Source organism: Novosphingobium bradum, assembly GCF_042646485.1.
GTDB lineage: Bacteria > Pseudomonadota > Alphaproteobacteria > Sphingomonadales > Sphingomonadaceae > Novosphingobium > Novosphingobium bradum.
The window spans coordinates 355,528-379,265 of record NZ_JBHRTQ010000007.1 but is presented as its reverse complement, the minus strand read 5'-3'; the positions used below and the strand labels follow the sequence as shown (position 1 = coordinate 379,265).

Annotated in this window: 17 protein-coding genes; 7 read left to right on the top strand and 10 right to left on the bottom strand. The window is 67.9% G+C overall.

Features of this window, described 5'->3' with window-relative positions:
- Nucleotides 1-3: 3 nt before the first annotated feature.
- The 6 genes from ACFOD9_RS07695 to ACFOD9_RS07670 all read right to left on the bottom strand — a co-directional run bounded on the left by ACFOD9_RS07695 (nucleotide 4) and on the right by ACFOD9_RS07670 (nucleotide 8,631).
- Entirely contained in the window at nucleotides 4-1,821 is a 1,818-nt protein-coding gene (locus ACFOD9_RS07695) for an FAD-dependent oxidoreductase (protein ID WP_379509501.1), read from the bottom strand.
- A 312-nt stretch (nucleotides 1,822-2,133) separates the two neighbouring features.
- Nucleotides 2,134-2,646 carry a MaoC family dehydratase gene (locus tag ACFOD9_RS07690; RefSeq protein WP_379509500.1) on the bottom strand — a complete coding sequence of 171 codons (513 nt, stop codon included), beginning with the start codon at nucleotides 2,644-2,646 and terminating at the stop codon, nucleotides 2,134-2,136.
- Between the two features lie 15 nt (nucleotides 2,647-2,661).
- Nucleotides 2,662-3,957 carry a sugar MFS transporter gene (locus tag ACFOD9_RS07685; protein ID WP_379509499.1) on the bottom strand — a complete coding sequence of 432 codons (1,296 nt, stop codon included), beginning with the start codon at nucleotides 3,955-3,957 and terminating at the stop codon, nucleotides 2,662-2,664.
- Between the two features lie 248 nt (nucleotides 3,958-4,205).
- Nucleotides 4,206-5,495, bottom strand: a complete 1,290-nt coding sequence (gene rhaI, locus ACFOD9_RS07680) for an L-rhamnose catabolism isomerase (RefSeq protein ID WP_379509498.1) — start codon at nucleotides 5,493-5,495, stop codon at nucleotides 4,206-4,208.
- Nucleotides 5,492-6,424 (bottom strand): alpha/beta hydrolase, encoded by a 933-nt coding sequence (locus ACFOD9_RS07675; RefSeq protein WP_379509497.1) that lies wholly within the window; start codon nucleotides 6,422-6,424, stop codon nucleotides 5,492-5,494. Before ACFOD9_RS07675 ends, rhaI begins: the two co-directional genes overlap by 4 nt.
- 83 nt (nucleotides 6,425-6,507) lie before the next feature.
- Entirely contained in the window at nucleotides 6,508-8,631 is a 2,124-nt protein-coding gene (locus ACFOD9_RS07670; protein ID WP_379509496.1) for a bifunctional rhamnulose-1-phosphate aldolase/short-chain dehydrogenase, read from the bottom strand.
- Nucleotides 8,632-8,751: 120 nt separating this feature from the next.
- Between ACFOD9_RS07670 and ACFOD9_RS07665 the strand changes: the two genes are divergently transcribed.
- The 7 genes from ACFOD9_RS07665 to ACFOD9_RS07635 all read left to right on the top strand — a co-directional run bounded on the left by ACFOD9_RS07665 (nucleotide 8,752) and on the right by ACFOD9_RS07635 (nucleotide 18,767).
- On the top strand, nucleotides 8,752-10,155 hold the full coding sequence (locus tag ACFOD9_RS07665) for an FGGY-family carbohydrate kinase (RefSeq protein WP_379509495.1): 1,404 nt from the start codon (nucleotides 8,752-8,754) through the stop codon (nucleotides 10,153-10,155).
- Complete coding sequence (gene lldD, locus ACFOD9_RS07660) at nucleotides 10,152-11,306, top strand: FMN-dependent L-lactate dehydrogenase LldD (RefSeq protein ID WP_379509494.1); 1,155 nt, start codon at nucleotides 10,152-10,154, stop codon at nucleotides 11,304-11,306. The genes ACFOD9_RS07665 and lldD overlap by 4 nt, the downstream gene beginning before the upstream one ends.
- Nucleotides 11,303-12,550 (top strand): MFS transporter, encoded by a 1,248-nt coding sequence (locus tag ACFOD9_RS07655; protein WP_379509493.1) that lies wholly within the window; start codon nucleotides 11,303-11,305, stop codon nucleotides 12,548-12,550. Before lldD ends, ACFOD9_RS07655 begins: the two co-directional genes overlap by 4 nt.
- 20 nt (nucleotides 12,551-12,570) lie before the next feature.
- On the top strand, nucleotides 12,571-13,341 hold the full coding sequence (locus tag ACFOD9_RS07650; RefSeq protein ID WP_379509492.1) for a DeoR/GlpR family DNA-binding transcription regulator: 771 nt from the start codon (nucleotides 12,571-12,573) through the stop codon (nucleotides 13,339-13,341).
- A 226-nt stretch (nucleotides 13,342-13,567) separates the two neighbouring features.
- Nucleotides 13,568-14,659 carry an alpha/beta hydrolase gene (locus ACFOD9_RS07645; protein ID WP_379509491.1) on the top strand — a complete coding sequence of 364 codons (1,092 nt, stop codon included), beginning with the start codon at nucleotides 13,568-13,570 and terminating at the stop codon, nucleotides 14,657-14,659.
- Between the two features lie 124 nt (nucleotides 14,660-14,783).
- Nucleotides 14,784-17,234 carry a glycoside hydrolase family 3 protein gene (locus tag ACFOD9_RS07640; RefSeq protein ID WP_379509490.1) on the top strand — a complete coding sequence of 817 codons (2,451 nt, stop codon included), beginning with the start codon at nucleotides 14,784-14,786 and terminating at the stop codon, nucleotides 17,232-17,234.
- A 69-nt stretch (nucleotides 17,235-17,303) separates the two neighbouring features.
- Nucleotides 17,304-18,767: an MATE family efflux transporter gene (locus tag ACFOD9_RS07635; protein ID WP_379509489.1), complete on the top strand. Its 1,464-nt coding sequence runs from the start codon at nucleotides 17,304-17,306 to the stop codon at nucleotides 18,765-18,767.
- Between the two features lie 30 nt (nucleotides 18,768-18,797).
- On the opposite strand, the gene ACFOD9_RS07630 is transcribed toward ACFOD9_RS07635, so the two are convergent.
- The 4 genes from ACFOD9_RS07630 to ACFOD9_RS07615 form a co-directional block, all read right to left on the bottom strand.
- Nucleotides 18,798-19,616: a CmcJ/NvfI family oxidoreductase gene (locus tag ACFOD9_RS07630; protein ID WP_379509488.1), complete on the bottom strand. Its 819-nt coding sequence runs from the start codon at nucleotides 19,614-19,616 to the stop codon at nucleotides 18,798-18,800.
- A gap of 142 nt (nucleotides 19,617-19,758) precedes the next feature.
- Complete coding sequence (locus tag ACFOD9_RS07625) at nucleotides 19,759-20,673, bottom strand: LysR family transcriptional regulator (RefSeq protein WP_379509487.1); 915 nt, start codon at nucleotides 20,671-20,673, stop codon at nucleotides 19,759-19,761.
- A gap of 252 nt (nucleotides 20,674-20,925) precedes the next feature.
- Complete coding sequence (locus ACFOD9_RS07620; RefSeq protein ID WP_379509486.1) at nucleotides 20,926-22,044, bottom strand: ThuA domain-containing protein; 1,119 nt, start codon at nucleotides 22,042-22,044, stop codon at nucleotides 20,926-20,928.
- Nucleotides 22,041-23,729, bottom strand: coding sequence for a GMC family oxidoreductase (locus ACFOD9_RS07615; RefSeq protein ID WP_379509485.1), 1,689 nt, complete (start codon nucleotides 23,727-23,729; stop codon nucleotides 22,041-22,043). The genes ACFOD9_RS07620 and ACFOD9_RS07615 overlap by 4 nt, the downstream gene beginning before the upstream one ends.
- Between the last annotated feature and the right edge of the window lie 9 nt (nucleotides 23,730-23,738).

Here is a 23,738-nt window from a genome sequence, read left to right as displayed (position 1 = left end):
CGCTCAGGCCTCCACAGCCAGTTCGGGGGTGGTGCCGGGGGTGGCGCAGGCCTTGGGCGCCTGGGGCACCAGCCATTCCACCTTCTGCATATCCCAGGCATTGGTCGGGCAGCGCTCCGAACACAGGCCGCAGTGCAGGCACAGGTTCTCGTCCTTGACCATGACCCGCCCGGTCTTCAGCCCGCCTTCGATGTAGAGCGGCTGCTCCAGGTTGGGCGCGGGAGCCTTCAGGCGGGCGCGCAGTTCGGCGTCCTCGCCGCCTTGGGTAAAGGTGATGCATTCGGTCGGGCAGATATCGACGCAACTGTCGCACTCGATGCAGGTGGGCGCGGTGAAGACCGTGGCCATGTCGCAGTTGAGGCAGCGCGCGGCTTCCGAGCAGGCCTTCTCCACGTCGAAGCCCAGCTCAAGCTCCAGCTTGATGTCCTTGAGCGCGGCCGCGAGGTTCAGCGTCGCCATCTGCTGGCGATCGTCCTCGGAGATGTCGTTGTCGTAGGCCCATTCGTGGATGCCCATCTTCTGGCTGGCCAGGGTCACCCGTTCGCCCGGCCGGTCGGCGACGACATCCTTGCCGCTGAGGTACAGGTCGATCGACACCGCCGCGCGGTGGCCCTGGGCCACGGCCTCGATGATGTTCCTGGGGCCAAGCGCCGCATCGCCGCCGAAGAACACGTCCGCCACGGTCGATTGCAGGGTCTGCTCATTGAGGACCGGCATATCCCACTTGTCGAATTCCAGCCCGATGTCGCGCTCGATCCAGGGGAACGAATTTTCCTGGCCGATCGCCACCAGCACCTGGTCGCAGGGGACCGTTTCCATCCGGCCGGTGGGGGCCAGACGGCGCTTGCCCGCCTCGTCGTATTGCACTTCCACGTGCTCGAAGGTGACGCCGGTCAGCTTTCCGGCCTCATGCTCGAAGGCCATCGGCACCATGCAGTTGCGGATGGCCACGCCCTCGTGCAGCGCCTCGTCCTTCTCCCAGGGCGAGGCCTTCATCTCCTCGAAGCCCGAGCGGACGATGACGTTCACTTCCTCGGCGCCAAGGCGCAGCGAGGAGCGGCAGCAGTCCATCGCGGTATTGCCGCCGCCCAGCACGATCACCCGCTTGCCCACCGTGTCCACGTGGCCAAAGGCGATGTTGGACAGCCAGTCGATCCCGATGTGGATATGAGCGCCCGCTTCCTGGCGGCCCGGCAGGTCCGCCTCGCGGCCGCGCGGGGCGCCGGTGCCGACGAAGATGGCGTCCCAGCCTTCGGCGCGCAGGTCCTTCAGGCTGCCGACATACCGGTTCTGCACCACCTCGACGCCCAGCGCTTCCACATAGCCGCATTCCTCGTCGATCACGCTGTCGGGCAGGCGGAACTTGGGGATCTGGCTTCGCATCATCCCGCCCGGGCGGGTCAGGTTGTCGAACACGGTGACGCTGTAGCCGGCCAGCGCGAGGTCGCGCGCGGCGGCGAGCGAGGCCGGGCCGGCGCCCACGCAGGCGATCCGCTTGCCGTTCCCGCGCTCCGGCGCCTTGGGCAGGCGGGCGGAGATATCGCCCTTGAGATCGGCCGCCACCCGCTTCATCCGGCAGATCGCCACCGGCTCCTCGTCCACCCGCCCGCGCCGGCAGGCCGGCTCGCACGGACGGTCGCAGACCCGGCCGAGGATGCCGGGAAACACGTTGGACCACCAATTGATCTCGTAGCTGTCGGCATAGCGGCCGGCCGCGATCAGCCTCAGGTATTCGGGGACCGGCGTGTGCGCCGGGCAGGCCCACTGGCAATCGACCACCTGGTGAAAGTGGCCCGGCCGGCCGCCATCCGAAGTTCCCATGATCCTCTCAGTTCTTCTTGCAAGCCATTCTGGAAAAACCAGAATCACATCCTCAAATCCGGGTGCTCCGCGCTCTTCCAGCGCGGTTCGCAGCAGTGGCACTTGTGATCCGCCCGGTGATCCCTCCAGCGGTCGGCTTAGGGCTTTTCGCTTGCCGTCCGCCCCCCCCGAGATCCCCCAATGGTATGCCTTTCGACAAAGGGAATAGCATTCGCGATTCCCTGTCAACCCGCCCGGGCCGGCAGGGCCGAGCTATGCACAAGCCATCGGCGCGACGATCCCGCCGCCCCGCCCATGCCCATGCCGCCCCAATCAGGCCGGCGCGCGTTTGACCATGGCCGAACGCAGGCAGGAACAGACCACCTCGTCGCGCTGGTTGATCAATTCGTGGCGGAAGGTGACGATGCCGGCACCGGGGCGCGAGCCCGAAGGCTTCAGCGCCACCACCTCGCTGGTCGCGCGCATGGTATCGCCGATGAACACCGGCCTCGGCATCACCAGCTTGTCATAGCCCAGGTTGGCCACCAGCGTGCCCAGCGTGGTCTCGCCCACCGACAGGCCAACCATGAGGGCGAAGGTGAAGGTGCCGTTGACCAGGATCTGGCCGAATTCGCTGGCCCGCGCCGCTTCGGCATCGATGTGCAGCGGCTGGGGGTTGTGGGTCATGGTCGAGAACAGGAGGTTGTCTGTCTCGGTGACGGTGCGCCGGATCTCGTGTTCGATCCGGTCGCCCACCTGCCATTGGTCGAAAAACCTGCCGGCCATGTCCGCTTGTCCCCTGCCTCTTGCCCGGCGCGTGCCCGGCCGGGCCGGCGCCGCCACCATGGCGGCGCCGAGCCTTCAGACCGCCGGCTTGCGGGCGTAGATACCGAAGGCGGCGATGATCGCATAGCACACCGCCGGCAGGACCAGCGCCACGGCCAGGCTTCCGGCGGCATCGGCGATGGCCCCGGTCAGCAGCGGCAGCACCGCACCGCCGAAGATCGCCACGTTGATGATCCCCGAACCGTCTGCCGATCGCGGCCCCAGCCCTTCGCAGGCCAGGCTGAAGATGGTGGGGAACATGATCGAGTTCATCAGGCCGATCGCCAAAAGGCTGTAGCCCGAAACCATGCCCGAGGTCTGGGTGGAGATCAGCGCCAGCAGGATCGCGCCGGCTGCGTTGAAGGCCAGCACCTTGCCCGGGCTGACGAAGCGCAGGACCGCCGAACCGATGAACCGGCCAACCATCGCTCCGCCCCAGTAAAGCCCGATCAGCTTGCCGGCGGCCTGTTCGTGCAGGCCCATGACATGGCCCTGCATCAGGTAGTTGACGATCAGCGAGCCGATCGAGACTTCCGCCCCGACATAGAGGAAGATGCAGAGCGCGCCGAAGGCAAAGCGCGGGCGGCGCAGCAGGTCGCCGCCGGCAAACTTGCTGCCCTCGGCCGACTTTTCCTCGTTCAGCCGGTTGCGGAAATACCAGACTGCGAGCGCTACCACGGCAAGCGCAACGGCCAGGCCCAGGTAGCCGCGAACGATGGCGCCGCTTTCCGCCGTGCGATAGGCGTCAAGCTCGGCACCGGAAAGCTGGTGTGCGCTCTTCGAGGCCAGGCTGCCCAGGATCAGCAGCGATCCGAAATAGGGAAACACGGTCGTCCCCAGCGAATTGAACGCCTGGGCGAAGGTCAGCCGGCTGTGCGCGGTGGAGGCCGGGCCAAGCAGCGAGATCAGCGGATTGGCCACCACCTGCACCACCACGACCCCGCTCGCCAGCACGAACAGCGCCAGCAGGAACACCGGGTAGGAGGCGCTCTGCGAGGCCGGGATGAACAGCAGACAGCCGGTCATCATGGTCAGCAGGCCGGCCACCGCGCCGCGCATATAGCCGATCCGCTTGACCAGCATGGCGCCCGGAATGCCCACCAGGGCATAGGCGGTGAAGAAGCAGAACTGCACCAGCATGGCCTGGGTGTAGTTGAGCGTGAACAGCTCCTTCAGCTTGGGAATGATCACGTCATTCAGGCTGGTGATGCCGCCGAAGATGAAGAACAGCGCCATGACGAACAGCTGCAATTGCGGCGCATTGACGTGCGGGGTGCTGCCTTCCGTCACCGGCGAGGCCGGATTTTCAGAGGAGCTGGGAATGAGGGCCATGGGATGGATTCCTGCTGTTCGTTCGGAAGGCGCGGGTGCATGACCGACGCGGGGGGCGTTCAGACTGGCGCGGCGGGGCCGCGCAGCGACGGGCAGATCGGATTGTTCAAGCCCGCCTCCCCCAGCGCTTGCGGATGCCGGACACCGCGCCGGCCCGTTATGGCGGACCCGCCGCTTGCGTCAATCGGTGAAGTGCGCCAGCGGCCGGTTCGCCCGGGGCCGGGATCAGACGATCCCCGGGGCCGGGATCAGACGATCCCCGCGCCCAGCCCCACGGCCTTGCGCTCCTGCGCCTTGCGGTCGCGCCAGCGGCTGTCGCGGTAGACGGCCAGCACGTCGAAGGCGCCGCCAGCTTCCACCCGCGCCTTGGCGAGGATCGGGGCAACGTCGATGTTGTAGGCCCGGCGCAGCGCCTGGAAGGCCATCATCGTGTCGTTGGCCTCCTGCGCGCCATGCAGCGCTGCGCGGTCGACCAGGCTGGCCTTGGCATAGCACTGGGTGATCGCCTCGGCCGAGGAAAGCATCGATTCGATCGGATCGGTCACGTTGTGCGACTGGTCGATCATGTAGCTGGGGCGGAAGCCGTCCCGCGGGTTGGCCTCGGCCTCGGCCAGCTCGTTGAACACCAGGAACAGCTGGTGCGGGTTGATCGAGCCGGAATCGAGATCGTCGTCGCCATACTTGCTGTCGTTGAAGTGGAAGCCGCCCAGCTTGCCGAAGCGGTGGAGGCGGGCCACGATCTGCTCGATATTCACGTTGGGCGCGTGGTGGCCAAGATCAACCAGGCACTTGGCCTTGGGGCCAAGCTCCTGCGCGGCCAGGATCGAGCTGCCCCAGTCCGAGATCACGGTCGAATAGAACGCCGGCTCGAACATCTTGTGTTCCAGCAGCATCCGCCAGTCGTCCGGCAGGGCGGCATAGATCTGGCTCGCGCCATCGAGATAGCGATCGAGGCTGCGGGCGAAGTCCTGCTGGCCGGGGAAGTTGGTGCCATCGCCCACCCACACGGTGAGGTCGGTCGAGCCGAGCTGGCGGCCATATTCGATGCATTCGATGTTGTGGTCGACCGCCTGCTGGCGGGTCGCCGCGTCCTGCGCCGAAAGCGAGCCGTTGGCATAGGTGTGCGCCTGACCGGCCTGGTCCTGGAAGGTGTTGGAATTGACCGCGTCCCAGCCCAGCCCCAGCTCGGCGGCTTCCTCGCGCAGCGCCTTGAAATCGGTCACCTTGTCCCAGGGGAAGTGCGGCGAGACGCGCGGGGTGACGCGCGAAAGCTGGTTGATGACCGCGCAATCCTCCAGCTTCTCGTGGATGTTGGTCGGCTCGCCGGCAATCGGGAACTTGGCGAAGCGGGTGCCGCCCCGGCCCGCGCCCCACGAAGGCACGGCCACCGAGAAGCCCGCCACGCGGTCCTTGATCGCGTCGATGTCGATGCCGGTGCGCGCGAGCTTGCGGCCCAGCGCGGCATAGTCTTCCTCCAGCGCCTCGGCGTTGGCGGCATTGTGCTCGGCGATGAGGTCGGCGGAAATGGGCAGGGTCATGGTCTTGCCTTTGCTTCAAGGAGGCCTCGGGATTGCATCCAGGCCAGGAATTGGGACATCATCAAGGTGCTGGTCGTGCCGGGCGTGCCCATGCCGAAGCCGTGGCTGCCCCCGGCATAGGCATGAAGTTCGACCGGCTTCTTCGCCGCGTGCCAGGCCGAGACGATCGAAAAGTCGCCATTGCCGAACAAGGGATCGTCCATCGCCAGGGCGGCGAACATCGGCGGCGCGCCGGCCGGAACGGTCACGGCCGCCATCGGCCCATAGATATAGCCGATGAAGTCGGGGCCGGGCTGCCGGTCGGTCGCCTGGAGGACCGCGTTGAGCGTGGTGATCGCGCCGGCCGAAAAGCCGATCATCCCGACGCGGCGGGGATCGACGCCCCATTCGCCCGCCCGAGCGCGCACCACGCGCAGCGCGGCCAGGGCATCGTCAGTCGCGCGCGGTTCGCGGATTTCCGGCGGCTTTCCGGCTTTGCCGGCGGGGCTCGCGCCGCCCATCAGCCGGGCCATGGTCGCCATCCAGGCCTTGTCGTCGCGCTCCGACGGGTTGAGCCGGTACTTGACCACGAAGGCCGCCACTCCGTGATCGGCCAGGGCCTGGGCAACGCGCCAGCCTTCGTTCTGGAGCGAGAGCATCTGGAACCCCCCGCCGGCCAGCACGAGCACGGCCGCGCCATTGGCCTTGCCCGGCGCGGGCAGGATCGGGGTCAGGGTCGGGTAGGTGATGTTGCGGATCACCGTCTCTCGCCCCATGAACCGCGTCTCGACCTCGTCGCGCGGACTGCCGGGCGTGTCCTTGCCGTAAAGCGGGATCGCCGCGCTGCCGGCCGGGGGCGTGGCGGACCCTTGCGGCGGCACCGCCAGCTGCGCGGCGACCGGAACCGGCGCGGCAGCCAGGGCAAATGCCAGGGCATGGCGAAACTTCATGTCACGTCTCTCCCGTTTCGCCGCGATCCCGGCCACTTGACCCGGCCGGGATCACTGCCTGGTTCTCGCCGGCCTTCCCCGCTTTAACGGGTGAAGGCCTGCACGTTGCCCGCATCGACGTTGATCATGTTGCCGGTCGACTTGGCGGACTGGTCCGAACCCAGCCAGTAGGCGGCCTCGGCGATGTCCTCGGGCAGCACGTCGCGCTTGAGCATCGAGCGGTTGCGGTAGTGCGCTTCCAGCTCGTCGCCGGCATCGACCTTGTTGGAAGCGGCGCGTTCCTTGCGCCAGTCGCCGTCCCAGATCTTGCTGCCGCGGATCACCGCGTCGGGGTTCACCACGTTGACCCGGATGCCCTCGGGCGCGCCTTCCAGCGCGAGGCAGCGGGCCAGGTGGTTGGCGGCAGCCTTGGCCGAGGCATAGGCCGAGGCGCCAGCGGCGGCGGCCACGGCATTCTTCGAGCCGATGAACACGACCGAGGTCCCGCCCTGCTCCTTCATCCGCTTCAGCAGCGGCCAGGCGTGCTTCGAGGTCAGGAAATAGCCCTGGGCCAGCACGTCGAAATTGCGGTTCCACAGTTCAACCGTGGTCTGCTCGATCGGCGCCGACGAGGCGATGCCGGCATTGGCCACCAGCACGTCAAGCCCGCCGAATTCGCGCGCAGTGGCGGCGAAGGCGGCGGCGACCTGGGCCTCGTCGGTCACGTCACACACGGTGGCGCGGACCACGTCCTTGCCGAACTGGCCGGCAAAGCCGTTGCAGACCTCTTGCACCGCGGTTGCATCGCGGTCAGCCAGCATCACGCAGGCGCCTTCGCGCAGCAGCCGCGCCGCGGTCGCCGCGCCGATCCCGCCGGCCCCGCCGGTAACGAGGGCAATCCGCCCGACCATGGGCTTGGGCGCCGGCATCCGCTGGAGCTTGGCTTCTTCCAGCAGCCAGTATTCGATATCGAAGGCTTCCTGCTCGTCGAGCGCGATGTAGTCGCCGATCGCCTCGGCCCCGCGCATCACGTTGATCGCATTGCCATAGAACTCGCCGGCCAGGCGCGCCGTGGTCTTGTCGGTGGCGAAGGTGATCCGGCCAACGCCCGGCACCAGCACGACCACCGGGTTGGAATCGCGCATCGCCGGGCTGTTCGGCCGCTTGCAGCGCTCGTAATAGGCGGCATAGAGATCGCGGTAGGCGCTGACCTGCTCGGCCAGATAGGCATCGTCCTGAATCCGCGCCGGATCGAGGGTGAGCGGGGCGATCTTGGTCCGCAGGAAGTGATCGGGGCACGAGGTGCCCAGCGCGGCCAGCCGCGCGAAGTCGGCCGAGCCGACGAATTCCAGCGCCTCGGCATCGTCCGAAAAGTGACCGAGCTTGCGGCGCGCGCCGGTCATGAAGCCGCGCAGGCGGGGCATGAGATCGGCGGCGATGGCCGCGCGCTCCGGGTTGGGGGTGACGACCTGGCCGCCGAAGGCCGGCCCGCCGGCCAGCTTGCCGTTGAGATAGTTCGCCGCGTCCGCGATCAGCCGCACGGTATGATCATAGCAGGCCTTCGCATCGTCGGCCCAGCAGATGATCCCGTGGCCGGCAAGCATCACGCCCTCGATCCCGGGATTGGCGGCCACGTAATCGCGCAGCATCACGCCCAGGGTATAGCCCGGGCGCTTCCAGCCCAGCCAGCCGATCTTGCCGCCCCAGATTTCCTTCGTCGCGGCCTCGCCGCCCGACGAGGCGGCCAGCGCGATGATCGCATCGGGGTGGACGTGATCGACATGGGCAAAGGGCAGCAGCGAGTGCAGCGGGGTATCGATCGAGGCGGCGCGGCCATTGAGGTTGAAGGTGCAGTGCGGGAGGAAGCCGACCATCTTGTCGTCATCGTCCGGCCCGGCATAGTGCTTTTCCAGCCCGAGCAGCTTGTCCTGGTAGAGCGTGGCGAAGCCATCGAGCTTCATCGAGCCGATATCCCCGCCCGAACCCTTGACCCACAGCACCTCGGTGCTCGCGCCGGTCAGCGGATCGGTTTCGGTCAGTTTGGCCGAGGTGTTGCCGCCGCCGAAATTGGTAACGGTCAGGTCCGAACCCAGCAGGTTCGAGCGATAGAGCAGCAGCTCGGCCGGGCTGAGCCGGGCGGCCACCGAGTCGTCCCAGCGGCTGGTCGGCACGGCAAACGGCAGGGCGGCAGCGGCATTCCGGGGGGAAATCGTGGTCTCGGCGTTCATGGCATCCCTTTTACGGCTGCGGCGTCATTGCGCCTTCTGGTCCGGGTGCTAACATTTCTACTGGAAATGATCAAGAATGATTGCTAGTGATCGTTTGAAAGCGGAATGGGAGAGAAGCGCTTGGACAAGGGCGCAACCATCGTCATCGATCTCGGCAAGACGCTGAGCAAGGTCAGCCTGTGGACGCGTGACGGCCGCATGGTGGATCGCCACGTGCGCCCGAACCGGCTGGTCACGGCCGAGGGCGTGCGCCGGCTCGACGTCGAAGGCATCGGCGCCTGGCTGGTCGAAACCTTGGCCCGGTTTGCCGCCCACCCGGTCGAGCGGATCATCCCGGTCGGCCACGGCGCCGGCGTGGTCGCGCTGGTCGATGGCGCCCTGGCCTTTCCCCCGCTGGACTACGAACAGGTCATCCCGGCCGACGTCATGGCGGCCTACCGGGCCGAGCGCGATCCCTTCGCGCTCACCGGCTCCCCCGCCCTGCCCGACGGCCTCAACATCGGCAGCCAGCTCTACTGGCTGGAGCGCCTCCATCCCGAGGCCATGGCCCGGGCCACCCTGCTGCCCTGGGCGCAATACTGGGCCTGGCTGCTCACCGGCCGCGCGGTCAGCGAGGTCACCAGCCTTGGCTGCCATTCCGATCTGTGGTGCCCCGCCGAAGCCGATTTCGCGCCGATGGCCCGGCGCCTGGGCTGGGCCGATCGCTTTGCCCCGGTCGTCCGCGCGGCCGACGTGGTCGGAACGCTCACCGCGCAAATGGCCGAGGCCACCGGCCTTTCGCCCCGGGTCGAAGTGCTGGCCGGCCTCCACGATTCCAACGCGGCCCTCCTTGCCGCGCGCGGCTTCGCCGAGATCGCCGGCAACGAGGCCACCGTGCTCTCCACCGGCACCTGGTTCATCGGGATGCGCCTGCCGGCCGAGCCGGTCGATACCGCCAGCCTGCCCGAAGCGCGCGATTGCCTGGTCAACGTCGATGCCTATGGCCGGCCGGCGCCCTCGGCGCGGTTCATGGGCGGCCGCGAGATCGAGACCCTGATCGAGATCGACACCCGCCGGGTGGATATCAAGCCCGACCAGCCCGCCCTGCTCGCCGCCGTGCCGCAGGTGCTGGCCGCCGATACGATGATCCTGCCGACCATCGCCGCCGGCTGCGGTCCCTTCCCCCAGGGGCGCTTCGATTTCCGCAATCGCCCGGACGACTGGTACCAGCGCCGCGCCGCCGCCTGCCTCTATGCCGCGCTGGTCGCCGACGTGTCGCTCAGCCTGATCGGCAGCAAGGAACGCGTGCTGGTGGAGGGCCGCTTCGCCGAGGCCGAGGTCTTCGTGCGCGCGCTCGCCGCCCTGCGCCCTGATTGCGCGATCTACACCGCCAATGCCCACAACGACGTTTCGTTCGGCGCGCTGCGGCTGGTCGATCCCGAACTCAGGCCCGCGGGCGAACTGGTCCGCGTGGTCCCGCTCGACCAGGACCTCACCCGATACCGCGCCCGCTGGGCCGCACAAGTCGAGGCTCTCGCCGCATGATCACCGCTTCCGTTGCCGATTTCCGGGAGGCCGCCAAGCGCCGCCTGCCGCGGTTCCTGTTCGAATATATCGATGGCGGCTCCTATGCCGAGGCCACGCTGAAGCGCAACGTCTCGGATCTCGCCGATATCGCCCTGCGCCAGCGGGTGCTGCGCGACGTTTCGCAGCTTGACCTGTCGACCGAGCTGTTCGGCCAGAAGCTGGCCCTGCCGGTCGCCCTCGCCCCGATCGGGCTGGCCGGCCTCAACGCCCGGCGCGGAGAACGCCAGGCCGTGCGCGCGGCGGAAAAGGCGGGCATCCCCTTCACCCTTTCCACCGTGGGCGCCTGCCCGCTGGGCGAAGTCGCCGATGCCGCCTCGCGGCCGTTCTGGTTCCAGCTCTACATGATCCGCGACCGCGCCTTCATGAAGGACCTGATGGCCCAGGCGGTCGCCGCCCAGTGTTCGGCGCTGATCTTTACCGTCGATATGCCGGTGCCCGGCAGCCGCTACCGCGATTACCACACGGGCCTGGCCGGTTCGCCCGGCCTCAAGGGCGCGCTGTGGCGGGTGGGCCAGGCCATGCTACGCCCGCACTGGGCCTGGGACGTGGGCCTGTGGGGCCGCCCGCACACGCTCGGCAATGTCGCCCCGGTCCTTCAGGGCCGCACGGGGATCGAGGATTTCTTCGCCTGGATGCGGAACAATTTCGACCCCTCGATCAACTGGCGCGATCTCGAATTCATCCGTTCGGAATGGAAGGGACCGCTGATCATCAAGGGCATCCTCGATCCCGAGGACGCCAAGGAAGCCGCCAACCTCGGGGCCGATGGCATCGTCGTCTCCAACCACGGCGGCCGCCAGCTTGACGGCGTGCTGTCCACCGCGCGCGCCCTGACCCCGATCGCCCAGGCCGTGGGCGACCGGCTGACCGTGCTGGCCGATGGCGGCGTGCGCTCGGGCCTTGATGTGGTCCGCCTGCTGGCGCTGGGCGCCAAGGGCGTGCTGCTCGGCCGGGCCTGGGCCTGGGCGCTGGCCGCCGGCGGCGAAGCGGGGATCACGAAGATGCTGGGCGTCATCGAGGCCGAGATGCGGATCGCGCTGGCCCTCACCGGCACCACCAGAATCGCCGACATCGACAAGACCATCCTGGCGGGAGAGGGACTGAAATGAGCAACACCGCAAATTCGGGCAGCTGGCGGGACACGATCCTCGCCGGCCTCGCCAACTATATCGACGCCGGCTCGATCGTCTCGGCCTCGGTCGCCCTCGCGCTGTGGCAAGAGCATTTCGGCCTGTCGGAAAGCTATCTCGGCGTGCTTGGCGCTTTCGGCCCCAATGCCATCGGCGCGGGGGTTGGCGCCCTGGTCGGCGGGCGGCTGTGCGACAAGTTCGGCCGCAAGAAGATCTACCAGTGGGATATGCTGGTCTATGCGGCGGGCATGGCGCTGCTGGTCTTCGCGGTGGCGCCGTGGATGATCGTCACCGGCTTCCTCATCGTCGGCCTCGCGGTGGGCGCCGACATTCCCGCCTCGTGGTCGCTGATCGCCGAACAGGCGCCCGACGATGCGCGCGGCAAGCATTCGGGCGCGGCCCAGGTGCTGTGGTATCTCGGCCCGGTGGTCGTCCTGCTGATGAGCCTGGCCCTGACCAACCTCGGCCTGCTCGGCGCGCGGATTGTCTTCGCCCACCTGCTGGTCCTGGCGCTGGGCCTCACCTTCCTGCGAAGCCGGATGAAGGAATCGCGCCGCTGGGAGGAAGCGCAGGCACAGGCCACGCAGGAAGCTCCGCCGCTGTCCTCGCTGTTCCGCGGGCATCACCTCGCCTCGATCCTCGGGCTGGTGGGAATGTACGGCTTCTGGAACCTGTGGGCGGGGACCAACGGGTTCTTCTTCCCCTATATCCTGCACACCGTGGGCGCGGCCACCCAGGCCCAGTCGGTGGCGATCCAGGCCTTGTCGTTCTTCATCGGCATGGTCTCGATCTGGTTCGTGTTCATGAAGCTGGTCGACAAGGTCAACCAGCGCCAACTGTTCATCGCCTCGGCCGTGATCCAGGTGATCGGCATGGCCCTGCTGGCCGTGTTCCCGCTGACCATCCCGATCGCCCTGCTCTATGTCTTCCTGCTCCAGTTCGGCGGCGGGTTCGGCGCGCAGAGCTTCTTCCAGCTGTGGAGCGCCGACCAGTTCCCCACCGCGCTGCGCGCCACGGCACAGGGCATCTGCTTTGCCATCGTGCGGATCGCGCTGGGCGTGTTCAGCTTCTTCGTGCCGATGCTCAATGCCACCGGTTTCTCGAACCTCGCCTGGATCCTCACCGGGTTCCTGGTGATCAGCGGGGTGATCGGCTACCTGTGGGCGCCGCGCAACGAAGGCAAATCGCTTGAACAACTCGAGGCCGAACGGCAGAGAGCCTGAATCGGAACGGGGGGAAGGCAATGCACGCGGCTGAGCGCGAACGGCTGATCGTCGAGGCGTTGGGGCCAACCGGGTTCGTCTCCTACCGCGAGTTGGAGTGCCTGCTCGAAGCCTCCCCCGCCACGATCCGGCGCGACCTCACCCGCCTGGAGGAGGAAGGCCGGATCGTCCGCGTGCATGGTGGAGCCAAACAGGCCGAACCGGTCGACATGGCGCCGCGGCTGGTCGGCACCCCGTTCGACCAGTCGATCACCCTCAACGCCGCGGCCAAGCGCGCGATCGGCAAGGCCGCCGCCGCGCTGGTCAGCCCCGGCGAGGGGATCATGGTCGATGGCGGGACCACCACCCTGCAGATGTGCCCCCACCTTTCCGGGCTGCGCTGCCAGGTGCTGACCAACTCGCTCCACATCGTCAACGCGCTGCTCCCGCAGGAGGGTACCGGGATCCTCGTCCCCTCCGGTTCGGTGTTCCGCGAGCAGAACATCATCCTCGCCGCGGCCGGCGAGGAATCGATGCCGCGGTTCCATGCGCCCAAGCTGTTCATGGGCGCGGCGTCGGTCGGGCCGCAGGGGATCATGCAGGCCGACATCATCCTGGTCGCGGCCGAGCGCCGGCTGATCGACCGCGCGGAAGAAGTGATCCTGCTGGTCGATTCCAGCAAGTTCCGCGACCAGTCGGGCACGATCGTGTGCAAGCTGGATGAAGTGGACACGATCATCACCGATGCCGTGCCGCCGGACATGGAGGCCATCCTCCAGCGCAACCAGGTCAAGGTGATCATCGCGCAATAGGCCGGCCCGTTCGGCCACCCCGCCGGTTCGCCGCCGCGAGCGCCGCCGGCATGGCGCGCGGCTCGCGCGTGATGCGGCCTTGCCGTGCCTGGCCCAACTACCCTGTTGTAAATCGGCCATCATCGATCATAAGCGATCACACCCACACCGGGCGCGCGGAGAGCCGATCGGCGCTGCGTGCCGGGTCGATGATTCCCCCGTTGCATCGTGGAATGGAGATCTTTGCGTGCGAGCGATTCTGAAAACCCTGCTCCTCATCGGGTGCATCGCGCCGCCCGCCTCGCTGGCGTTCGCCCAGTCCACCGTGCCGGTGATCGATGGCAATGCCACGGTTCGCCTGCCCTCGGTGCCGATCCCCTTTTCGGAGCTCGCCACGCCTGAGGCCAAGGCGGCCTACCTGCGCCTGATGGAAGAAAACCGAGTCGCCGCCACCAAGCCGGCGCGCACCATCGCCGACCAGCGCGCGATCGAGGATGCCAAGTTGATCCCGATGAAGGAGCGGCAGATGCAGGCTCTTGCGGTCAGCATCGACCCCCAGGTGATCGCCGGCGTGCAGACCGACGTGATCACGCCCAAGGCCGGCATCGCCCCGCGCAACCGCAACCGCGTGCTGATCAACCTCCACGGCGGCGGCTTCACCACCGGCGCGCGATTTGGCGGGCAGGTCGAATCGATTCCGGTGGCCTGGGCCGGGCGGATCAAGGTCGTCACGGTGGACTACCGCATGGCCCCCGAACATCGCTTTCCCGCCGCCAGCGAAGACGTCGTGGCGGTCTACCGCGAACTTCTCAAGACCTACCGTGCGGAAAACATCGGGATTTTCGGCTGTTCGGCGGGCGGGATGCTCACCGGCCAGACGCTTGCCTGGTTCCAGACTCACGGCGTGCCCCGCCCTGGCGCCGCCGGCATCTTCGGCTCGGGATCGCAGATCCGCGGCTCGGGCGACAGCAACTATGTTGCGGCCCCGCTCATGGGCTGGCCCATGCCGCCGCTGCCGCCGGGCCTCAATGCCACCCAGTATATGCCCTATTTCCGCGGCGCGAACCCCAACGATCCGGTGCTCTCCCCGATTGAGCATCCCGAGATCCTGAGCAAGTTCCCTCCCACCCTGATCGTCTCGGGCACCCGCGACATCGGCCTTTCCCCGTCGCTCAACCTGCACGCCAAGCTGGTCGACGCCGGCGCGACCGCCGAGCTGCACGTTTGGGAAGCCATGACCCATTGCGGGTTCACCGAGCCAGACGTTCCCGAATCGCGCCAGGCCTGGAAGGTGATGGCGCAGTTCTTCGACCGCTATCTCGGCACGAAGCGCAAGTAAGGCCCGCCTCCCGCGCGCGCCGCGTGCAACGGCCCTGCAAGAGCCTTGCAACGATGATGCAAGGCTCTTGCATCGCGGCGCAAAGGGAGCGCTAACACAGACCAGATTCCAAGGGAGTGGCGCCATGACGACCAAGCCAACCAACCGCGCTTTCCGGCGCCGGACAGCGCTGCTGCTGGCCACCCTGCTCGCCACCGGCTCGTCGGCGCTGGCGCAGGTTGCCCACCCCGAGAAATGGCCCGCCCGCAAGGCCTCGGTGCTGGTCGACCGCCAGGCCGAACGGACGATCGACCGGATGCTCGCGCGCATGACGCTCGAGGAAAAGATCGGGCAGATGATCCAGGGTGAAATCCGCTCGGTGACGCCGGAGGACCTGCGCCGCTATCCGCTGGGCAGCATCCTGGGCGGCGGCGGCGCCGCGCCGCTGGGGGCAACCCCGCGATCCGGCCCGGCCCCCTGGGTCGCCAGCCGCCGGGCCTATGACGCGGTGGCGCTCGAGGCACGGCCCGGCCACGAGCCGATCCCGATCATCTTCGGCTTCGACGCGGTTCACGGCGCCAACAATATCCGCGGCGCCACCCTGTTTCCCCACAACGTCGCGCTGGGCGCGGCGCGCGATCCCGAGCTGATCCGCCGGATCGGGCGGGCGACGGCGGAGGAGTCCGCCGCCTCGGGCATCGAGTGGACCTTCGCCCCCACCCTCGCCGTCCCGCAGAACGATCGCTGGGGCCGGACGCTGGAGGGCTATTCGGAAGATCCCGCGCTGGTCGCCAGCTATGCCGGCGCGATGATCGAAGGGCTCCAGGGCCGCGCCGGCCTGGCCCGGCCGATCGCCCGGGGCTTCGTGGCCGCCACGGCCAAGCACTTCGTTGGCGACGGCGGCACCCATGACGGGGTGGACCAGGGCGACACGCGGGTGAGCGAGGACGAGCTGATCCGCATCCATTTCGCCGGCTACGGCCCGGCGATCGATGCCGGGGCGATGACGGTCATGGCCTCGTTCAACAGCTGGAACGGCCAGAAGATGCACGGCAACCGGTCGCTGCTGACCGGCGTGCTCAAGGAGCGGATGAAGTTCGGCGGCTTCGTCGTGGGTGACTGGAACGGCCATGCCCAGCTTCCCGGCTGCACCGCCGACCACTGCGCCGCCGCCTTCAACGCCGGGGTCGACATGGCCATGGCCCCCAATGACTGGAAAGCCCTGTTCGCCAATACCCTGGCCGATGTGAAGGCCCGGGTGATCCCGCTGGCCCGGGTGGACGATGCGGTCCGCCGGATCCTGCGGATCAAGCTCAGGCTCGGCCTGTTCGGCACGCCGCGCCCCTATGAGACCAAGCCCGAGGTGGTCGGCTCGGCGCAGCACCGGGCGCTGGCCCGCGAAGCGGTCCGCAAGAGCCTGGTCCTGCTCAAGAATGACGGCGTGCTGCCGATCAAGGCCAATGCCCGGGTGCTGGTCGCCGGGGAAGCCGCCGACCAGATTTCGCAGCAATCGGGCGGGTGGACCCTTACCTGGCAGGGCGACGGCAATACCAATGCCGATTTCCCCAATGCCCAGTCGATCTGGGCGGGGCTGGCCGAGGCGGTGCGCGCGGGCGGCGGCACGGCCACGCTCAGCCCCACCGGCGCCTATGACACGCGGCCCGACGTGGCGATCGTGGTCTTCGGCGAGACGCCCTATGCCGAGACCGCCGGCGATCTCGCCACGCTGGAATTCGAGCCGGGCGACAAGCGCGCGCTGGCCTTGCTCAAGAAATTCAAGGCCGCCGGCGTGCCGACCGTCTCGGTGTTCCTCTCCGGGCGCCCGCTCTGGGTCAATCCGGAGATCAACCAGTCGGACGCCTTTGTCGCGGCCTGGCTGCCCGGCTCGGAAGGCGGCGGGATTGCCGACGTGCTCGTCGGCACCGCCGATGGCCGGGCGCGCCACGATTTCACCGGGCGCCTGTCCTACAGCTGGCCCCGGCGCGCCGACCAGTTCGCGCTGAACCGGGGGGCGCCGGGCTATGAGCCGCTGTTCCCGCTCGGCTTCGGCCTTGCCTATGCCCACGGCGGCCAGACGCCCAGGCTGAGCGAGGATCCCGGCCTCGATGCGGCCAGCGTCAACCGCTCGGTGGTGTTCTCGCGCGGGCAGGTGCGCGCGCCCTTCGCACTTCAGGCCGACCCGGCGATCCGGCAGGAACCGGTCGATACCGAGCAGGCCCAGGGCGGCGCGCTGCGCTTTGGCTGGTCGGGCACGGCCCCGGTCCGGCTGCGCTTCACCGGCCCCGTGCTCGACTTCGCGCGCGAAGCCAAGGCCGACCATGGCCTTTCGCTGACCCTGCGGGTGATCGGCCAGCCGGCGCAGGCGCCGATCATCGCCCTTGCCGGTGGCCGGCTTTCGGGAGCCGGCCTGGTGGCCGCGCCCGGCACCTGGCAGACCATGCTGATCCCCTTCGCCTGCTTCGCCGCCGCCGGGGCAGACTTTTCGCGGATCACCGACTACCTGACGATCGAGGCGAGCGCGCCGCTCGCGCTCGACATTGCCGAGGTCAAGCTGGTGGGCGGCGCCGATCCGGCGAAATGCCCTGCCCGGCCATGACCGCCCGGCCATGACAGCAAGGCCTGGCCCGCAAGGCCGGCCAGAGCAGGAAGACAGGAACACCCGCGAATGCCCAAGCCAGACCGCGCCGCCGCGGGCCATGCCAGGAACCTGACCGAGGGTCCGATCGGACGGACCCTCATCACCTTCGCGATCCCCACCCTGTTTTCCAATGTGCTGCAATCGCTGAACGGATCGATCAATTCGATCTGGGTGGGCCGGTTCCTGGGGGAATCCGCCCTGGCGGCCACGGCCAACGGCAATGTCATCATGTTCCTGATGATGTCGGCGGTGTTCGGTTTCGGCATCGCCGCCATGGTCCTCGTCGGTCAGGCCATCGGCCGGCGCGACCTGCCCGCCGCGCGTCAGGCCTTCGGCTCGGCGCTGGGCTTCAACCTCGGCCTCTCGCTGCTGGTGATGGCACTTGGCTGGCTCTGCGCGCCGCAGATGCTGCGGCTGCTGGCCACGCCCCCCTCCTATTATGCCGAGGCGCTGATCTACCTGCGGGTGGTGTTCCTCTCGATGCCGGGGATCGTGCTGTTCATCATGATGACGATGGGCCTGCGCGGCAGCGGGGATTCGCTGACGCCGCTGTGGTTCATCGGCCTGGCGGTGGTTCTCGATGCCGGGCTCAACCCGGTGTTCATTCTCGGGCTTGGCCCGGCGCCCCGGCTGGGGATCGCCGGATCGGGGGTGGCCACGGCCATCGCCAACTATGGCTCGTCCATCGCTCTCCTGGCCTGGATCTATCGCCGCGACCTGCCGCTGCGCCTGCGTGGCCGCGAACTGCGCTGGCTGGTGCCGGGCCGGCGCGATGCCTGGGGGCTGGTTTCCAAGGGCTTGCCGATGGGCCTGCAGATGATCGTCGTCTCGGGCGCGGGGCTGGTGTTCATGGGCTTCGTCAACCGCGAGGGGATGCTGACCGCCGCCGCCTATGCCGCGGTCCAGCAGGTGTGGACCTATATGCAGATGCCGGCCATGGCGATTGCCGCGGCGGTCAGCGGCATGGCCTCGCAGAACGTGGGCGCCGGGCGCTGGGACCGGGTCAACGCGATCGCCCGCCACGGCATCGCCTTCCACCTGGCGATCACCGGGGCGGTGCTGGTGCTGATCCTGGCCTTCGACCGGCCGGTGCTGCAATTGTTCCTGGGCGCCCACAGCCCGGCGGTCGAGATCGCCCGGCACATCCAGCTGATCGCCAGCGCCACCTTCCTGATCTTCGGCATTCCCACGGTGCTGTTCGGGGTGATGCGGGCCAATGGCGTGGTGATCGCGCCGCTGCTGGTGATCGCCATCGCCATGTTCCCGGTGCGGCTGATCGTCTACTGGCTGGGCTATCCCGGGTTCGGGGCCGACGCGCTGTGGTTCTCCATGCCGGTGGGATCGGCCTTCACCCTGCTGGTATCCTCGGCGCTCTACCTGGCGGGCAACTGGCGCGGAACGCCGGCCCACGTCCCGCCGACGCTGGAGGAAAACGCCGAGCTGGCGCTGGGCGAAAGCGACCAGGCCGGCCGGATGACGCCGACCGGCTGAGCCAGACCGGCCCCGGCCGGCTCCTGGACCTCAGCTCTCGTGAAAGACGTAGAACCGGGTTTCCAGGCTCACCCGGGGCACGCCGCCGTGAACCGTGGGATCGCGGAAGGCGCCGTGCAGGCAGCCGGGCAGGCGCGCGGGATCGTCGTCGTGGTTCTTGAAGGCGATCAGTTCATCGGGCGAGAGGCTGGAATAGTAGTACCAGCGGTTGTCCGGGTTGTAGACCGCCGCCATGTGCTTGACCTGGAAGCGCATATTCGGCTCGCGGGTTTCGCCCACCAGCCAGTCGCCCGGGGCGATGGTCCGCTGGTCGCAGATCGCCAGGGGGACATCGTGGGGCGGCGGCGACAGCGCGCGCCAGAAATTGATCATCTCGAAGCGCGGGTAGCGGGTGCGGATCGCTTCATCGACATTGTTGCGGATGATCTCGCGGCAGCTTTCGCGCTCGCGGTCCATGTGGGCGAAGGCTGCCGCCGGGGCCGCGCCATTGCCGGCGGTATCGCGGATCACCCAAGATCCCGGGAAGGTGACCGCCTCGGCCCCACCGGTGATCCTGAGCGCCAGATCACGCAGGACCGGCAGGTAGCTGGACTGGATCCAGGCATCGTCGGTCCACCGGGGATTCTCGACCGGCACATGGTGCAGTTCGAAGCCTTCGCGCTGGTAGCTGGCGGCGGGCGCGAGCAGGCGGGCATCGCGGATCGGAACCGCCTGCTCTTCCACGACGAGGGTGGTCTTTTCCGGTTCGAAGTTGCTGACGACGAAAGTCTCGACCTCGCGCATCCGGGGCGAGGCGAAGTTGATAGGCGCAACGAGGCTGTCGGCGATCAGGTCCGCGGCATGGCTCATGGTGTCTCTCCTGCGGTCCGCCGGGGCCGGGGCATGGGCGGATCATGGTGCCGGATTGCCGGCTTGGCCAGGAGTGTAACCGGTCCGGCTTCGCCCGGTAAAATAGGAATGGCGAGGAAAGATATAGGCGGAGCTTATATGTTTATGCCGCCGGGGCGGCCTCGCGCTGGCCGAGGTCGGCGGCGGCCAGCGCCCACAGGTCGGCACCGGGATGGCTGGCATCACCGCGCCGGCGCATCAGACCCCACCGGGCGAGCATCGGCAGCGCACCGGGGACCGGCAGGACGGTGACCTGATCACGGTAGCTGGGGAAGCAATCGGACAGGTCGGGCATCAGCGCGGCCTTCTCGAAGAACAGCGCGCTCCGCAGCAAGGCCTCGAAATTGGCCTGCGAGCAGCGTTCGAGCGGAAGGCCCGCCGCTTCGGCAAGGTGCGCCACCTCGGCCATGAAAGCGGGCTGGTAGCGTTCGGGCAGGGTCACCACCGGATCGCCGGGCACGACATCGCCCTCGATCCCGCCAAGACCCGACCGCTCCACCGGAACGAACAGTTTCATCGCATGGCCATAGAGCGGCAGGATATCGATCCCCGGCGCCGGGCACGGCAGCAGCGAGAGGATCATGTCGAACCGGCCATCGAGCAGGCCGGCGACGAGGTCGGTCGGCGAGGCGTTTTCGATCACCAGGTCGACCCCGGGATGCAGGCGCATGAACTCCACGATCAGCGCGTTCCAGTTGGTGAAATCAAGCGTGATCGGCTCCGCGCCCACTGTCAGCCGGTTGCGGAAGGCCTGGCCCAGTTCGAACAGGCGGTCCTGGGCCTGATCGAACGCCTCGACCGCGCCGCGCCCCGCCGCGACCGCCGCCTCGCCGGCCGGGGTGAGTCGCACGAACCGCCCCCGCCCCCGCACCACCAGGGCCACGCCCAGCGCTTGCTCGATCTGGCGCAGCTGCTCGGAAATCCACGGCTGGCTGACGTTCATCCGCCGGGCCGCGCCGGTGAGCGAGCGCTCTTCGGAGATCGCCAGCAGCGCCCGCAATGCCTTGATGCTGATCATGCCCTGTCCCGACCGATGCAGATGAACCAGCGCTCCGTGATCTGGCCAATGCTTCTTCCGCACTCGGTCCGCATCTGACAAGCCCGCAAGCGATCTTTCCCATGGCGGACTGCCGGAGAGGACGATTGTCCCTGGCCCCGATGCGCCGACGCCTCCGGACCGGGAAGGTCCAGAGGCGCAGGTTCTTTGTTGGCAGCGGGTTGGCCGGAAGGCCATTCCCCGCCGTCCATGCGGATCAACCGGCCATGCGGATCAATGGGCGGGGCAGCGCCCGGACTTGTCCATCACGGCGGTGATGCCACCTTCGAGCAGGGCCAGGTTGTTGGCGTTGGTATAGGTTTCGGGACGGTGGCCGATGGCCGAGTAGAACACCCGGCCCTTGCCCACGCAACGCATCCAGGCGATCGGATGATCGTCGCCCATCCGCAGGTTCTGGCCCATCATGCCGTCCGGCTTGTAGGTCGATTCGTCGAGCCGGGCGATCACGGTGGCGCCATTGAGGCGCGCGCTCTTGCGGAACGAATACCATTCGTCGGACATCACCCACTCGCGCGGGGCGGCGGCGAATTTCGGATCGGTCGTTTCCACCACGACCCGCGCATCCTGGAACTGCGGGTTCATCGGGTGGCCGATGAACCGGGCGCCGAGCAGGGTATCGGCATACCAGTCCCAGAACCAGGCGGGATCGCCTGCCGAACCGTGAATGCCAACGAACCCGCCGCCCTGTTCCATCCAGCGCTGGAAGGCGCGCCGCTGCGAAAGCGTCAGGGCATCGCCGCTGACGTTGTTCCAGATCACGGCGTTGAACTGGCCCAGGGTCCGCGCGTTGAAGGCGCCGCCCTTGTCGGTGAAGACCAGCGCCCAGCCCTTGCGGACGGCCATGGCCTCGAGCGCGGCATGGCCGGCGTCGACCGAGGGGGTGTCCTTGAAGCCGTTGATCTTCTCGAACACCAGGACGTGCGGCTTGCCGGCGGGCAACTGGAACTTCGGCGTATCATTGTCGTAACGAGCGCAACGGGCGATGCGATCGGCCGCCGTGACCGGGACCGCGCGCAGTTCCGCATCGATCGCCTTGAGCTTGTCATCCTTCAGGCCCGAAAAACCGGCGCCGACGCGCAGATTCAGGATCGCAGCGAAGGTCGGCGGCGTGGTGCCCATGAAGCCCGGCGGGAACTTCGAGAAGCGGGAGTTGGTGGCCCGATCGAGCACCGCCTTGGCCTGCGGGCTGAGCAGGATGTCGATGATCGGGGAATCGACCGAGAACGGCGCATCGCGCAGCGGACAGTCGGTCACCGCCCGGGCCGTGGCCGGCTGGGCGATCCCGAGGCAGGCGGCCATGGCGGCCGCGAACAGGGTTCCGATCCGCTTCACAGCACGCCCTCCTTCAGGAATTCGGCCGCATGGTGCGCGGCGCGCGCACTGAGCGCCATGTAGGTCAGCGACGGGTTCTGGCACCCGCTCGACGCCATGGCCGAGCCATCGGTGATGAACAGGTTGGGAATGTCGTGGGCCTGGTTGTACTTGTTGAGCACCGAGGTCTTCGGATCGGTGCCCATGCGCGCGGTGCCCATTTCGTGGATGCCCAGCCCCGGCACGCCCGGGGTCTCGGTGGTCGAGGCGACGAAGCCGCCGGCGGCCTCGATCATCGCCCGGCCATCGGCGATGACCTGCTTGGCCATCTTGTGCTCGTTTTCGCCCAGCGCGCAGTTCACGTGGACAATGGGAATGCCCCACTGGTCGCGCTCGGTCGCGCTCAGGGTCACGCGGTTTTCCGGATTGGGCAGCATCTCGCCGAACCCGGAGATATACATGACCCACGGCCCCAGCTTGTGGGCGGTTTCCTTGAGCGGGGCACCGATGCTGGGCGCCATCATCGTGGCGTTGCGCCCGCTCATGCGGAACGACATCCCCTGGTAGCCATAGCCGCGCAGGAATTCGCCCGGCTCGCCCACGTTGCGGAAACGCGGGATGTAGATGCCGACCGGACGCCGACCGTGGTAATAGGTGTTCGGCCCCTGCGGGAAGATGCCGAAGACCGACAGCGCATAGAGGTGATCCATCAGGTTGCGCCCGACCATGTCCGAACGGTTGGCCAGCCCGGTGGGGAAGGCCTCCGAGGCGGAATTGAGCAGGATCTGCGAGGTTCCGATCGTGGAGGCGCAGCTGAAGATGACCTTGGCTTCGTAGGTCGTGCGCGCCTTGGTGTGGGCATCGATCACCCGCACCCCGGTCACCCGCCCGGTCTTGGGATCATGGACGATGGAATCGACGATGGCATCGGTGACGATGGTCAGGTTGCCGGTCCGCTCGGCCGCCGGCAGCGACGAGGACAGGCTGGAATGATAGGCGCCATAGGAGCAGCCGCGATCGCAGTAGGAGCGGTTCTGGCAGCTGTTGCGCCCCAGTTCCTCGTGCTGCGGCTGGGCCACGGACAGGTTGGCGGTGCGCCCCGGGATGACCTTGCGGCCCGGGAACTTCGCCTCGACCTTCTCCTTGAAGGCGCTTTCCAGATCGGTCATCGCGAAGGGCGGCAGGAATTCGCCGTCGGGCAGTTGCTCCAGCCCTTCGCGCGTTCCGGCAACCCCGATGAACTTCTCGACGTGGTCATACCACGGCGCGAGGTCGGCATAGCGGATCGGCCAGTCGGAGCCGTGCCCGTCCTTGGCATTGGCGGCAAAGTCCATCTCGCTGAGGCGATAGGACTGCCGGCCCCACATGATCGAGCGCCCGCCCAGGTGATAGCCGCGGATCCAGCTGAACGGCTTGCCCGGTTCCTGGGTATAGGGATGTTCGCTATCCTTGACCCAGTACTGCTTGTTGGTCGAGTTGAAGGCGTAGCAGGTGCTCTGCACCGCATAATCGCGGGCGGCTTCCTCTTCGGGGACCATGCCGGCATTCGGCATTTCCCAGGGGCGCATCCAGTCGGTGTACTCCGGCCCCGCGTGCTCGATCTTGCGACCGCGCTCGATCACCAGGGTCTTCAGGCCACGTTCGCACAGTTCCTTGGCGGCCATGCCGCCGCTCATGCCCGAGCCGATCACGATTGCGTCAAACATTGCCGGTTC